The sequence below is a fragment of the Affinirhizobium capsici genome (genome assembly GCF_977018625.1).
The window spans coordinates 56,266-69,872 of the sequence record NZ_CDRNXD010000004.1; the positions used below are offsets into that span (position 1 = coordinate 56,266).

Below are 13,607 nucleotides of genomic sequence, written 5' to 3' on the forward strand. Positions count from 1 at the left end.
CCTTTGCGCCAAGGTACGAGTTAATGGCTCGATCACTGAACGCAGAGGCGCGCTCCCTTGTCCGATTTCACATTTGGTCCTGTCATTTCCCCCTCCGAAACCACGTTTCGCTTCTGGTCTCCCAAGAGCGACCGTATCCAGCTCAAAATAGAAGGCGATGCGCCGGTTGAGATGGAGCCGGATGCGGAGGGTTGGTTCAAATGCGACGTTGTCGGTGTCGGCGCCCGCGCCCGCTACAGCTTCATCCTGCCAGATGGCATGCAGGTGCCGGACCCTGCCTCCCGCTACCAGCCGGATGATGTGCATGGTCCAAGCGAGGTGGTCGATCTGGCAGCCTATGCTTGGAAAGACGGGGAGTGGAAGGGAAGGCCCGCTGAAGAGCTGGTCTTTTATGAAATGCATGTTGGGGCATTTACGCCTGAAGGCACGTTCAAGGCGGCTATCCAACATCTGGATCATCTCGCGGCACTTGGGGTAACTGCGCTCCAGATCATGCCGATCAGCGATTTTCCCGGACATTACGGCTGGGGTTATGACGGGGTGATGCCTTATGCGCCGGAAAGCTCTTACGGTCGCCCGGAAGATCTGATGGCATTGATAGATGCAGCCCATCAACGAGGTCTCTGCGTTTTTCTCGATGTGGTCTATAACCACTTCGGACCAGATGGAAATTATCTGCCTGTCTATGCCCCCCTGTTCACCGAAAATCATAAAACCCCTTGGGGCAACGGCATCAACTACGATGGCGAGAACAATAAAGCCGTTCGTGATTTCATGATTGAAAATGCGATTTACTGGGTGCGGGACTTCCATTTCGATGGGTTGCGGCTCGATGCGGTGCACGCCATCAAGGACGATAGTCGCGAGCATCTTTTGAAAGAGCTTGCACGCCGCGTTCGCGCCTCGGTCAGTGCGCGGCAGATCCATCTGGTCGTCGAGAATGAAGACAATGATAGCAGTCTTCTGGCGCGTGACGAGCACGGGCGCCCGCTCTATTTCACCGCACAATGGAATGACGATGTCCATCATGTCCTGCACATCGCAGCCACGGATGAGACCTTCGGCTATTACAAGGATTACGCCGATGATCCGGCCAAACTTGGCAAGGCGCTCACTGAAGGCTTTGTGTTTCAGGGAGAGATGATGGAATATCGCGGCGAGGCACGCGGCACGCCCAGCGCACATCTTCCGCCGACGGCTTTCATCTCCTTCATGCAGAACCACGACCAGATCGGCAATCGTGCCTTGGGTGACCGGATGATCGCCAACCAGCCGGTTCGGCGCATGCAGGCTATCGCTGCTGTCTACCTTCTCGCACCTCAGCTTCCCATGCTGTTCATGGGCGAAGAGTGGGGAGCGGATGAGCCGTTCCCGTTCTTCTGTGACTTCAACGAGGATTTGAATGAGAAGGTGCGCAAGGGGCGGCGGGAGGAACTGTCTCGCCTGCCGGGCTTCGATGCGGACGACCTGCCAGACCCAACGGCGCGGGACACCTTCGAGAAGGCAAAGCTCAATTGGGCGCGACTGCTTGAGAAGCCTGGAATCGACATGCTGCACTTCTACACCGAAGTTTTGCGGATACGTCGGGAGAAGATCGTTCCACTTTTGAAATCCGGTGGCAATGGAGACGCCAGGTTCGAAACAGGCGGTTCGGCGCTTCAGATGGAATGGCCCTTTGCCAGGGGGACGCTGAGGCTGGTTGCCAATCTCTCCAATGAAGCTGCCTCGGCCACTCCTTTGCAGGGTGATGTCATTTTCGAACTTGGCAGTTACGACGCAAGCAGCATTCAGCCTTGGTCGGTCTTCTGGAGTATCGATCATGGCTGAGGGATCGAAAAAGAAGCATGAGAAGCCGCTTGATCCTCATCCTTCCCCCTTGGATGCACTCGCCGAACTGCATGGCATCGCGCCAACGCGGCCGGAGCCGGACGGAACAGAGGTGCCAATCACGCAAGATACGAAGCGCAAGCTGCTCTCTGCCCTTAATGTGACCGTGGATGGTGAAGACCTATCCCATGGACCGGTATGTTTCCTGCCTCAGTTTCTTTCGAAGGAGCGTGTATGGGGCCTTTCGTTGCAGCTCTACGAGCTGCGCTCCGAGAGAAACTGGGGCATTGGAGATTTCGGCGACCTTGCCGATGTCGCTGCGTTGGCGGGTGAATGGGGTGCGGATTTTATCGGTCTCAATCCTCTGCACGCCCCGTTCCTGGCCGATCCCGCCCGATGCAGCCCTTACGAGCCTTCCAACCGTCGCTGGTTGAACCCTCTCTATATCGCTGTAGACCGCGTGCCGGGCTTTGAGCCGGAGGAGGAGACGGAGAAGCGGGCTGCCAAGCTTCGAGGTAAGAAGCGGATCAATTACAAAAAACTGGCGGACCTGAAACTCGGCGCGTTGCACGGAATTTGGAAGCGCTGGCGTTCGGGCCAAACGCCTTCCGACGGGTTTCTGCCGAAACACTTCGAGGAGTTTCGTGAAAAGGGCGGGCGCTCGCTTCATCTCCACGCGCTGTTTGAGGTTATTTCGTTTGCAATGGCGCAGCGCGGTGAAAGCACCGGTTGGCGCAAATGGCCGGATGAACTTCAAAACCCTGCCAGTGCCGCGGTGGATGAATTCGCCAGATCGCGGTTGGAAGAGGTGGACTTCCACATTTGGCTGCAATGGGTTGCGCATCTCCAATTGAGTGGGGCTGCCGAAGCTGCCCAGAATGCTGGGCTTCGTATTGGTCTTTATCTTGATCTTGCTGTGGGCGAGGCGCTTGATGGCTCCGCAACCTGGAGCGAGCAGGATATCTACGTATCTTCCGCCAGTGTTGGTGGCCCACCTGATCCCTGGGCGATCACCGGGCAGGATTGGCGGTTGGCAGCATTTTTACCGGATAAGATCGCGGGCGGTGAAAACTCTCCCTATCGGCGGATGCTGGATGCCGCCATGCAATATGCAGGTGCTATTCGTATTGATCATGCTGCGGCACTCAGCCGCCTTTTCCTGATCCCGTTTGAGGATGCGCCTGCGGAAGGGGCCTATGTCGATTATCCGAAGGCGGAACTGTTGCAAGTTCTGGAACAAGCTTCGCACCACCATCATTGCCTGGTGATCGGCGAGGATCTCGGCAATCTGCCCGGCGGTTTGAAGCAGGACCTGGCCGCCGCAAATATTCTTTCCTATCGAATCTTCTCTTATGAGCGGGATGCTCATGGGTTCATTCCGGCTGAGGATTATCCAGCGCTGGCACTTGCCTGTGTGTCGACGCATGATCATCAAACGCTTGGCGGCTGGTGGATCGGCGCAGACGTTCAAGCCCGCATTGATCATGATCTGGTGCCCAAGAAGCTGGCGAAACAAGATCTCAAGGCGAGACGCGGTGAGCGTGAAGACCTTGTGCGCATTTTACAAGCGGAGGAATTAACGGCACCGGAGCCGGATGATACTGATCTGGATGAGGCTGTGCTGGACGACCTGATCGTCAGTCTGCACCATTTCCTCGCCCGTACTCCAAGCCTGTTACTAGCCGTGCGGCTTGCCGATCTGACCAAGGAAACAGAACCAACCAATATTCCCGGTACGAGCGATAGCCATCCCAACTGGAAAACCAGGCTTTCGGCTGACCTCGATGAACTGCCTGAGCTTCCGCTTTTGAAGCGCGTGGTGGCAGCGCTTCAGGATGAGCGGGGTCGTTCCCGATAGATCAGGCCTGCCGAATACCGACCTCAGAGGGTACGGGCTCAATCACCATCTGGAAGTTGGTGCGCGCCTTGATGAAGGCGTCACCAATGCCGAGCAGAACCGGATTCTCGAATCCGATTTCAGCCATGGCAGCGGGCATATCACGAAGCTGCCCAACCCAGCGCCGCTCCTCGTCCCGGGCGATAGAGCTGACGATGACGGCGGGTGTCGAAGGCGACATGCCATGTCCGGTCAGCTTATCGGCAATGGCAGCGGCAGTGCGCCCACCCATGTAGAAGATCGTCGTTACGGAGGCGTCCGCGAGCTTTGCCCAATCCAGGTCGGAAGGCAGCTCACCCTTGCGGGAATGGCCTGTCACGAACCGCACCGATTGCGCATGATCCCGATGGGTCAGCGAAGCACCAAGCCTTGCGGCCATAGCTGTTGCCGCCGTCACGCCGGGCACCACTTCAACGGCGATACCTTCGCGCTCCAAGCTCTCAATTTCTTCGCCGGCACGCCCGAAGATCATCGGGTCACCGGATTTCAGACGCACCACGCGCTTGCCCGACTTGGCGAGGGAAATCATCGTGGCATTGATATCTTCCTGCTTGCAGCTTTCGCGGCCCCCGCGCTTGCCCACCAACATGCGTTTGGCTTCGCGGCGTGCTAGTTCCAGCACATCGGCAGAGACCAGATCATCAAACAAAATAACGTCTGCCGCTTGCAGGGCGCGAACAGCTTTCAGGGTCAAAAGCTCTGCATCGCCGGGACCCGCGCCAACCAGCGTCACACGGCCCTGTCCTAATTGGTGCGCCGGTGCGGTGGCGATCTTCTGGGCTTCCGCGATCAATTGCCCTGAGGTTCCCTCGACAGGTGCTTCCCGAAACACTCGATCAACGAAGCGCTCCCAGAATGTTCGCCGCTCTGTGCCGGGCTTCAGGCGAAGGTTGATAGCCTCGCGAATGGATTGCGCCACTTCCGCCCAAGCCTTGAGCGAAGGAGGCAGCAGAGTTTCAATGCGCCTGCGGATTGCCTGCGCCAGAATAGGGGCGGCACCATCAGTGGAAATGGCAATGACGACCGGAGAGCGATTGACGATGGAGCCAAACTGAAATTCGCAGAATGCTGGCTTGTCGATGACGTTCACCGGCACTCCTGCCGCCTTGGCCGCACAATAGAAGGCACGAGCTTCATCATCCGTCTCGCAATCGCCAAGCGCCATGGCTGCATTTTGGAAAATGCCAATGTGCCAGGGGTGATCGTGGTGCTGAAAGGCAGGCTCCACCTTCGCCCGATCCTCCTCCAGCATCCGCAGGAAAGTTTCCGAAAGCTCGTCTGATGGACAGTAGAGTTCCACTCGTGCCCCGCAGGCCACAAGAAGCTCCGCCTTCCAGGCAGCGCCTTCGGAACCGCCTGCCAGCACGACACGCTTTCCATCGAGCGCGAAGAAAACCGGCAGTTTGGCCAGCGGCTCCATACGGGTCAGGCCTGCTCGTTTGCTGTCGCTGCGCATGGGGTGCAAAGCTTCCATTGATCAGTCTCCGGCCAGGCTCTGTTGTCCTGCGGTTCTTGGCGGTGTCAGTGATCGATACTCGGTTGAGCGATCAAGCGTCTGGTATTGCCTTCGGCGGCTCGTTCCATCAAGGAATAATACTGCAAAAACCTTGCCATTTCTGGAAAATCCGCATCCGCTGATCCAATCAATGTCTCGCGGCCGCGTCATTGCCTAAATTCTTGGCTTACACGCTGATTAGTGAGCAGCCTTTTTCAAATATATCTCGACAGGGCCAAATTTAACCGATACCGCTTAAACGATTAATCATTTGTCGAGCCATGCACTCCATCAAACCGAAACTCACCCTTTTGGCCGAAAGGCTCAACGTGTCTGTCGCGACCGTTTCCAATGCCCTTTCGGGTAAGGGACGCATTTCGCCGGAATTGGCAGAGCGCGTTCGCGCAATGGCGCGTGAACTGGGTTATGTGCCAAGCAGTGCGGGCCGGGCGCTCAGAACCGGACGAAGCGGTGTGCTGGGCCTTGTTTTGCCAGATATTTCCAACCCGCTTTTCCCGCAGATCGCGCAAGCTATCGAACATGCCGCTTCTCTTCGCGGTTATGGTGTCCTGATCGGGGATTCCCGCGGCGATGTTGAGGGGCAGGCACAGGCTGTGTCTCGCCTCATTGATCGGGGTGTCGATGGCCTGGTCGTCATCCCCCGGCGCGGCACGCGTGTTGCCAATGTCGGTTGCCCCGTCGCCATGATCGATTCACCTTCGACGCCAGGTAATACGGTCGCTGCCGATCATGTCCAGGCGGGAGAGCAAATGGGCCAGCATCTCGCCGAGCTCAGCCACCGCAAAGTCCTCGTGCTTGCCACAAGCGCTCATTCAACGGTGCAGGCCGACCGGATTGCGGGTATCAAACAAGGTTTAACGCCAGATTCGCAGGTAGACGTGGTTTATCTCGACGCTTTGGAAAAGCCGGTTCGCGGCGGCTCTTCTCTGGGGCTCATAGAACGCGTCGCAAGCGGCGTAACCGCTATTGCTGCGCTTTCCGATTTGACTGCGCTTCGGGCGCTAACGGAATTGCAGGGCGCGGGCATTTCCGTTCCTCAGACGGTTTCGGTTTCAGGCTTTGATGATCTTCTCTGGTCTGCTGTCGTCACACCGGCCATCACCACCATGCGCATGAATATGGCTGAGATCGCGCGGCTCGCCATCGATGCCTTGAGTTCGACCATTGAGGATTTACCAGCCTCGGCTTCGACAGCAGATCTTGCGGTCGTCTCGCCCATCGATCGGGTTGCCATGACGCTTGTTGTTCGTGCCTCCACTGGCCTTGCAACAAATGTGCTTCCCCCACAGGTGGTATCGTGATGCGTCGGATTTTCTTTGTTATCGCTATGCGCCCTAATTTGGCCTTGCTTGAAGCCTTTGCTGGCAGAATAGATTTTCGCATCCCCTCAATCGCATCTGGTGCCGTATTTGGCGGTCATCAGCCTATTCCCGATACGGTCTCCCTGGCGGCGGGACTGGTCGGGCCGCCGCGTGCGGTGAACATGGTCTCAGGTCCTTTCCATGTCATCGTGCGCGGCGCACTTATGCTGTTCTCATTGTGCAAGCGGGGAACGGTGTAATGGGTGTGTGGATCGATACCGATATGGGCTTTGACGATATCGTCGCCATTCTTGTCGTTGCTCATTCCCACTACGAAATTGATGGCGTCTCGCTTGTCTTTGGCAACAGTACTCTGGAGCAGGTAAAGGCCAATGCCGCTGGCGCCGCAAAGGCGTTTCAATGGCGTTTCCCGCTTCATACCGGTCGTTCCGGGCCGGTGCTATCACCGCTCGAAACCGCGGAGAGCATTCTCGGCGCCCATGGGATGCCCACGGCAGGTTTGCGCCTGCCTGAAGTGCCTGTGGTCCTGCACGCCGAGAATGCTTTCCAAGCTCTGTGCCGCTGGTTGGAAGAGGGCGAGAAACGGCGCATTCTGGCGCTTGGCCCTTTGACCAATATTGCTGCCGTAGCGCTTGCACGGCCTGATCTTCTGCCGCGTATTGAGCAGCTGGTGTGGATGGGTGGTGGTCTGACCACAGGTAATCACACTGCCTCTGCGGAGTTCAATGCCCTTGCAGACCCGGAAGCTTTGGCCATCGTGCTTTCTCACGCCCTGCCGATCCGCATGGTTGATCTCGATCTCTGCCGCAAGGTATTGGCGGCACCTGCCGACGTCTGGCCGGTCCGGGCAGCGCATGGTCGTAATGCAGACCTTATCGCCGATCTCTTGAGCGGCTTCATTGATATTGCGGTCAGCCGTGGGCGTCGTGCCATGTCGCTCTATGATGGTGTGGCAGCGGTTGCCTTCACGCGGCCTGATCTGGTGGAATGGCGCGAAGCGCGGCTGGATGTCGAACTTCAAGGCCAGCATACGAGAGGCCGTACAGTGATCGAAACACGTCACGGGAGAGGCGTGTTCAATGCCCATTATGCACAAGGCATTCGGGTTGAGGAGGCGCGTGACCTGATCCTGCAAGTGCTCCAGAATGAAGCTGGTTCATGACCCGTCCATTTGAGTTTCTCGATCTCAACCTTCCGGAATTGCGACGTCGCGCTGTGCAGGCTGCAAGGGGGGAGATATCTTTCGACGTGCTGTTGAAGGGTGGAAAAGTTCTCGACGTCGTGACAGGCGAACTGCGTGAAGCCGATGTTGGTTTGGTCGGACCGATGATTGCCAGCGTCCATGCGCCGGGTGCGCATGAGATGGCTGCAAGCATAGTCAATGCTGCGGGTGCCATCATCTCGCCGGGCCTCATCGATACACATATGCATATTGAAAGCTCGATGGTATCTCCTGCTCATTATGCGCAGGCCGTGGTGCCGCGAGGTGTTACGACTGTCGTGTGGGACCCGCATGAGCTCGGCAATGTCATTGGCGCTGAAGGCGTCAACTGGGCCGCAGATGCGGTGATCGACCTGCCTTTGCGCGTCCTTCTTCTGGCTCCCTCTTCAGTGCCATCCGCGCCGGGACTGGAACTGGCCGGTGCCGATTTTGACGAGACGGTGTTGGCCGAGCTTCTTGCCCGTCCTGATATCGCAGGCATCGCCGAAATGATGAATATGCGGGGTATCATCGAAGGCGATCTCCGCATGGAAGGCATTATCCAGGCCGGTTTACACCAGCAAAAGCTGATCTGCGGCCACGCAAGAAGCCTGACCGGCAAAGACCTGCAAGCCTTTGTAACGGCAGGCGTGACATCAGACCATGAACTTGTCTCGGCACAGGATCTCATGGAGAAACTGCGCGCTGGCCTCACCATCGAATTGCGTGGCAGTCATGATCATCTTCTGCCGGACTTCGTGGAGGCCCTGAATGATCTCGGCCATCTGCCGCAGACGGTGACGCTCTGCACCGACGATGTATTCCCAGACGATCTTCATCAGGCGGGTGGGCTGGATGATGTGGTGCGCCGCCTCGTGCGCTACGGTTTGAAGCCGGAATGGGCCATCCAGGCCGCCACCCTCAATGCCGCCAGACGGCTTGGGCGGCCTGATCTTGGCATGGTTGCTCCAGGGCGGCGGGCTGATCTTGTGCTCTTTGAAGACCTCTGCGGTTTTGAGGCACGGCGGGTATTTGTGTCTGGGCGGGAAGTGGCAGCCGGCGGTGCGCTTCTGCATCCGCCGCTCGGCATAGAGACGGCTATCCTTCAAGACAGCATGAAACTTTCAGCGCTGACTGCCGATGATTTCCGCCTGCGATCGGAAGAGGCATCCGTTCGGCTGGCGACAATTGACCGCCCCCGTTTTACCCAGTGGGGGGAGGCCGATGCGGAGGTGGTTGATGGCTTTGTGGTACCGCCAGCCGATACGGTGATGATTGCCGTGATCCACAGGCACGGCAGAACAGAAGCCGTTCCCCGTCTAGGATTTCTGAAGGGTTGGGGTGCGTGGCGTGGTGCCCTTGCCACCACTGTTTCGCATGACAGCCATAATCTGACTGTCTTCGGACAGGACCCGATAGATATGGCAGTCGCTGCCAATGCTGTTATTGCGGCTGGCGGAGGATTGGCTGTTGCATCGGATGGTGAGGTGAAGGCCGTTTTGCCATTGCCTCTCGCTGGCCTCGTTTCAGACCGTCCAGTCGGTGACGTGGCGGCGCAATTTGCCGCGATCCGTCAGATCATGGATGAGATTGTCGATTGGGAGCCGCCCTATCTGGTCTTCAAGGCCTGCTTTGGCGCAACGCTTGCCTGCAATGCAGGGCCGCATCAGACCGATCTCGGCATCGCCGATGTTCTGACGGGGCGGCTTCTGCAAACCCCAATCATCAGAATTACCTCATAGGAGGTACGATTTTGTCGCAGTTGATTCTGCGCAAAGCATGGTTCATTTTGAAGGGCTATTGTCCAGTCCTGGATAGGTGCCGTACTTGAGAGTACGCGCCGGATTTTTGAGGGTAGTCCCTCGAAGGAATGACCATGGAACGGGCCTACCGCGTCGCTGAAATGACGGCATCCGAGATCGATCTCGCTTTTCCCTTGGCTGCGGCTGCGGATGTTGCGAGCGATCTGGGAGAGTGGCGACGCTTTTGTGAAAACATTATTGCCCAGCAGCAGACGGGTGATGACCATCTGTTCGTCTGCACCAATGCGCTTGGTTACCTCAAGGCGCTGTGTCTTGCGCGGCTGAAGCGAACACAGGAGGGTTTAGTGCTGGATGTACCTTTGCAGGTGGTAGCGACGGTTGTCGATGAGGAAGGCGTTCGCGAGGCACTGCTTCAAGGCGTCAGTGCTTTTGCAGACCGAACCGGCGGCCGCCATCAGCCTTAAATTTCCTTACTTCAACTCGCCCGTGAAGATGTAACCAACGCCGCGAACCGAACGAATGAAGGTCGGCTGTGCCGGGTTTGGTTCAATCTTCTTTCTGAGGCGAGCAATCTGAGCGTCGATAGCCCTGTCGAAAGCCTCGAGCGAACGGCCGCGTGTCTGGTCCATGAGCATTTCACGCGTCAATACCCGGCCCGCATTTCGGATCATCACCGTCAACATATCGAACTCGCCGGTCGTGAGTTCAATTTCCTGAAGCTCCGGATTAAGGAGGCGTCGCCGACTTATTTCCAGCCGCCAGCCATCGAATTCCAGTACTTGGCCAGTATCCTGCGGTGCCTGTTCCACTGGCCGACGGCGGCGCAGGATGCTGCGAACGCGGGCCAGCACCTCGCGCAGATGGAAGGGTTTGGGAATGTAATCATCAGCCCCCACCTCCAAACCGATGATTCTGTCCAGAACATCGTCGCGACCTGTCAGCATGACGATGGGAACGTCGGAACCGGCGCGGACCTCACGCGCAAGCGCAAGGCCGTCTTCACTGTTGGGCAGAACCAGATCGAGAAGAATAAGATCGATGGTGTGATCCTGAAGTAGGCGTCGCATAGACTGGCCATCCGCCGCACCCAGTACATGAAAGCCCTCGTCTTCGAAATAGCGTGTCACCATCTGTCGGATTCGGGGATCGTCATCGACGACAAGGATTCGTTCCACCCGCTTTTCGACTTTCGTCATCCGACTGATCCGACTGCTACTTCTGCTCTGTTACACACCGTTACACTATTCAAACGAACGGTAACATGCGCGGCATCCTTCTGTCACCGCCAGCCGCCATATTTCGGCCATCAAGACAGAGGGACGAATGATGTTTTCGACAGCTTCCAACGCACAACCACACCTTGCCACAGTGATGGGCATGAAGCCACAGTTGGCGACGCTGGACGAACTCTTTGCGTCTACGCCTCGCGAGTCACTGGATATCGGTGAAGGCCTGTTCTGGCAAGGTGATCGCGCGCAGCATATATTCGAAATTACAGAAGGTGTGCTGCGGATTTTCAAGATCATTGGTGATGGCCGCCGCGTCATTACCGGCTTTCTGTATGCCGGTGATATGGTCGGGCTGTCACTCCGGGATGTCTATCTCTACAGCGCGGAAGCTGTCACCGCCGTCAAGGTGCGCCGCCTGACGCGAAAGAGCTTCCAGGACGCGATTGAAAATTCGCCGGAACTTCGCCCGCAATTGTTTGCGCTGATGTGCGATGAGATGGCTACCGCGCAGGATCAGATGGTGCTTCTGTCACGCAAGAGCGCGGAAGAGCGGCTGTGCAGCTTCCTCTTGATGACAGGACGTCGCCACTCAGGCGGGCAAATGCCGCGAATGGTGGAGCTTGCCATGAGCCGCCAGGATATTGCCGATTATCTGGGCCTGACCATCGAGACTGTGTCACGCACAATTACAAAGCTGATCCAGCGGGGCATCATCGCGCCAAACGGCCGCCACGCATTCGATGTCGCCAAGCCTGGAAAACTGCTTGCCCTCTGTGGCGATGGAGATAGTTATGAGGAACTCGGCGGCAGCGGCGTGAAGACGCGTCAGGCTGTCTGGCCGAATTGACAGGCACCAGACTAGCGGATTTCGTATGGCTGACAGTAAGGACCACAGTGCATCTGCAACCCAGCTGACGGACCTGCTGTCATTGCTCGATCCCATCAACTTCATCGTCCATACGCATGATGGGATTATTAGCGACTGGAGTTCGGGAAGCACGGACCTGTTTGGCTGGTCGAAGGAAGATGCCATCGGTCTGCACGTGACGGAGCTTCTGTCCCCGGAGCCTTCCATTTCCCTTGACAGCCAAGCCGCCCATCTTCGCGATGCCGGTGCCTGGAAAGCCAATCTGGAATATCGCCACAAGGATGGGCATACCATTTCCGTGCTCAGCCGCTGGCTTGCGGCCGGGCAGGATGCCGATGGCCAGCCAGTCGTGCTTCAAATCAACGAGGATTTCCGCGCAGCAGCCACCATTCAGGAAAATCTGGCGGCGCGTGAAGCGCATTTTCGCTCGATCCTGAAGACAGTGCCTGAGGCGATGGTTGTGATCGATGAGGCTGGCATCATCACCTCCTTCAGCGCCACTGCGGAAGACCTTTTCGGCTATGAGGCGGAAGAGGTTGAAGGCCGCAATGTGAGCATGCTGATGCCGCAGCCGGACCGGGGCAATCACGACAACTATATCCATAATTATCTGCGCACCGGTCAGCGACGCATCATAGGCCTTGGTCGTGTCGTAAAAGGGCTGCGCAAGGACGGCTCCACCTTTCCGATGGAGCTTGCTGTGGGCGAAGCCATCTCCAACGGCAAGCGCATCTTTACCGGCTTCATTCGTGATCTCACCTCGCGTCACAAGATCGAGGAAGAACTGCGTCAGGCCCAGAAAATGGAGGCCATCGGTCAGTTGACCGGTGGTCTGGCGCATGACTTCAACAATCTTCTCACCATCATCAGCGGCAATCTGGAAATGCTGGAAATGCGGGTGAGGGACCCGAAGGCGCAGGAGCTTTTGCGGGAGGCGCAAGGTGCCACCGATGACGGTGCGAAACTGACTGGACAATTGCTGGCATTTGGCCGCCGCCAGCCGCTCAACCCGCGTTTGATGGATTTGGGGCAGATGGTCTCCAGCTTCGCCGAACTGATCCGACGGACGATTGGCGACCGCATCGAACTTCGAACTGTCATACGCGCTGGTGAAAACGAGGCGCTGGTGGACGGGCCGCAACTGCAAAACGCTCTGCTGAACCTCACGCTCAATGCCCGTGATGCCATGCCCTCTGGTGGCCAGTTGATTATTGAGGTGAGCCGCAATCATCTGGATTTCGATTATGCGCAAATGTATCCGCAAGTGCGGGCCGGCGATTATGTGCTGATCTCTGTCACCGATACGGGTAGCGGCATGTCGGAAGAGGTGAAGCAGAGGGCTTTTGAACCTTTCTTCACGACCAAGACCATGGGTGCTGGCACGGGGCTTGGCCTCAGCATGGTCTATGGTTTCGTGCGCCAGTCAGGCGGCCATATCCAGATCTATAGCGAACCCGGCCAGGGAACCAGTATCCGGCTCTTTCTTCCGGCCATTCAGGGCGATGCAAAACCTGCGGATCATGCCAGCGAACAGGAATCGCCTACATTCGATTTTCCGGGGGGCACGGAGAAAATACTTGTGGTGGAGGATGATGCCCGTGTTCGCCGCGTGGCGGTCGCACGGCTTGAAACCATGGGCTATGAGGTGCACCAGGCAGGAAACGGCGTTGAAGCACTAAGCGTGCTGGAGCAACAGCCCGGTTTTGCTCTCGTCTTTACCGATATCGCCATGCCGGGAATGTCCGGCGATCAACTGGCCGGGCATGTGCGAGAGCGCTGGCCTGAGGTGCGCATTCTCTTCACCTCGGGCTATGCGGAGCCGGAAGTGGCGGGCAAGCAGCTGGCGGCGGACGAGAGCTGGTTGAAGAAACCCTATACAGCGCGCGAGCTTGCCATGCAGTTGCGCGCTCTACTGGATTGAATGTGTATCTCTGAAGCTCATCTTGATCAGAATGCTTAAATCGCTACACCGGCTCACTTCTTG

The 13,607-nt window shown here is 57.4% G+C and carries 11 protein-coding genes; 9 read left to right on the top strand and 2 right to left on the bottom strand.

Annotated elements, in window-relative coordinates:
* The first annotated feature begins 57 nt into the window (after window positions 1-57).
* Both treZ and malQ read left to right on the top strand, forming a co-directional pair.
* Window positions 58-1,827 carry a malto-oligosyltrehalose trehalohydrolase gene (treZ, locus tag AC0JZ1_RS03725; protein ID WP_471881091.1) on the top strand — a complete coding sequence of 590 codons (1,770 nt, stop codon included), beginning with the start codon at window positions 58-60 and terminating at the stop codon, window positions 1,825-1,827.
* Window positions 1,820-3,685 carry a 4-alpha-glucanotransferase gene (gene malQ, locus AC0JZ1_RS03730; RefSeq protein ID WP_471881092.1) on the top strand — a complete coding sequence of 622 codons (1,866 nt, stop codon included), beginning with the start codon at window positions 1,820-1,822 and terminating at the stop codon, window positions 3,683-3,685. The genes treZ and malQ overlap by 8 nt, the downstream gene beginning before the upstream one ends.
* A gap of 1 nt (window position 3,686) precedes the next feature.
* On the opposite strand, the gene cysG is transcribed toward malQ, so the two are convergent.
* A complete protein-coding gene (gene cysG, locus AC0JZ1_RS03735; RefSeq protein WP_471881093.1) occupies window positions 3,687-5,198 on the bottom strand; it encodes a siroheme synthase CysG in 1,512 nt (503 codons plus the stop codon).
* Window positions 5,199-5,500: 302 nt separating this feature from the next.
* Between cysG and AC0JZ1_RS03740 the strand changes: the two genes are divergently transcribed.
* The 5 genes from AC0JZ1_RS03740 (at window position 5,501) to AC0JZ1_RS03760 (ending at window position 9,990) form a co-directional block, all read left to right on the top strand.
* Complete coding sequence (locus AC0JZ1_RS03740) at window positions 5,501-6,541, top strand: LacI family DNA-binding transcriptional regulator (protein ID WP_471881094.1); 1,041 nt, start codon at window positions 5,501-5,503, stop codon at window positions 6,539-6,541.
* Window positions 6,541-6,801 (top strand): hypothetical protein, encoded by a 261-nt coding sequence (locus AC0JZ1_RS03745; protein ID WP_471881095.1) that lies wholly within the window; start codon window positions 6,541-6,543, stop codon window positions 6,799-6,801. The genes AC0JZ1_RS03740 and AC0JZ1_RS03745 overlap by 1 nt, the downstream gene beginning before the upstream one ends.
* On the top strand, window positions 6,801-7,724 hold the full coding sequence (locus tag AC0JZ1_RS03750) for a nucleoside hydrolase (protein ID WP_471881096.1): 924 nt from the start codon (window positions 6,801-6,803) through the stop codon (window positions 7,722-7,724). The genes AC0JZ1_RS03745 and AC0JZ1_RS03750 overlap by 1 nt, the downstream gene beginning before the upstream one ends.
* Entirely contained in the window at window positions 7,721-9,505 is a 1,785-nt protein-coding gene (locus AC0JZ1_RS03755; RefSeq protein ID WP_471881097.1) for an adenine deaminase, read from the top strand. Before AC0JZ1_RS03750 ends, AC0JZ1_RS03755 begins: the two co-directional genes overlap by 4 nt.
* A 134-nt stretch (window positions 9,506-9,639) precedes the next feature.
* A complete protein-coding gene (locus AC0JZ1_RS03760) occupies window positions 9,640-9,990 on the top strand; it encodes a hypothetical protein (protein WP_471881098.1) in 351 nt (116 codons plus the stop codon).
* A gap of 6 nt (window positions 9,991-9,996) precedes the next feature.
* Here the strand turns inward: AC0JZ1_RS03760 and AC0JZ1_RS03765 are convergent, their stop codons facing one another.
* A complete protein-coding gene (locus tag AC0JZ1_RS03765; protein ID WP_471881099.1) occupies window positions 9,997-10,722 on the bottom strand; it encodes a response regulator in 726 nt (241 codons plus the stop codon).
* 127 nt (window positions 10,723-10,849) lie between these two features.
* Between AC0JZ1_RS03765 and AC0JZ1_RS03770 the strand changes: the two genes are divergently transcribed.
* Complete coding sequence (locus AC0JZ1_RS03770; protein WP_471881100.1) at window positions 10,850-11,602, top strand: helix-turn-helix domain-containing protein; 753 nt, start codon at window positions 10,850-10,852, stop codon at window positions 11,600-11,602.
* 25 nt (window positions 11,603-11,627) lie between these two features.
* Window positions 11,628-13,544, top strand: a complete 1,917-nt coding sequence (locus AC0JZ1_RS03775) for a hybrid sensor histidine kinase/response regulator (protein ID WP_471881101.1) — start codon at window positions 11,628-11,630, stop codon at window positions 13,542-13,544.
* Window positions 13,545-13,607: the final 63 nt, after the last annotated feature.

What these genes read in the sequence shown, in the direction of transcription:
- AC0JZ1_RS03755 (WP_471881097.1), top strand. Translation starts at nt 7,721, where the DNA reads ATGACCCGTCCATTTGAGTTTCTCGATCTCAACCTTCCGGAATTGCGA.
- AC0JZ1_RS03750 (WP_471881096.1), top strand. Translation starts at nt 6,801, where the DNA reads ATGGGTGTGTGGATCGATACCGATATGGGCTTTGACGATATCGTCGCC.
- AC0JZ1_RS03775 (WP_471881101.1), top strand. Translation starts at nt 11,628, where the DNA reads ATGGCTGACAGTAAGGACCACAGTGCATCTGCAACCCAGCTGACGGAC.
- AC0JZ1_RS03760 (WP_471881098.1), top strand. Translation starts at nt 9,640, where the DNA reads ATGGAACGGGCCTACCGCGTCGCTGAAATGACGGCATCCGAGATCGAT.
- AC0JZ1_RS03745 (WP_471881095.1), top strand. Translation starts at nt 6,541, where the DNA reads ATGCGTCGGATTTTCTTTGTTATCGCTATGCGCCCTAATTTGGCCTTG.
- cysG (WP_471881093.1), bottom strand. Translation starts at nt 5,198, where the DNA reads ATGGAAGCTTTGCACCCCATGCGCAGCGACAGCAAACGAGCAGGCCTG.
- malQ (WP_471881092.1), top strand. Translation starts at nt 1,820, where the DNA reads ATGGCTGAGGGATCGAAAAAGAAGCATGAGAAGCCGCTTGATCCTCAT.
- AC0JZ1_RS03770 (WP_471881100.1), top strand. Translation starts at nt 10,850, where the DNA reads ATGATGTTTTCGACAGCTTCCAACGCACAACCACACCTTGCCACAGTG.
- AC0JZ1_RS03740 (WP_471881094.1), top strand. Translation starts at nt 5,501, where the DNA reads ATGCACTCCATCAAACCGAAACTCACCCTTTTGGCCGAAAGGCTCAAC.
- AC0JZ1_RS03765 (WP_471881099.1), bottom strand. Translation starts at nt 10,722, where the DNA reads ATGACGAAAGTCGAAAAGCGGGTGGAACGAATCCTTGTCGTCGATGAC.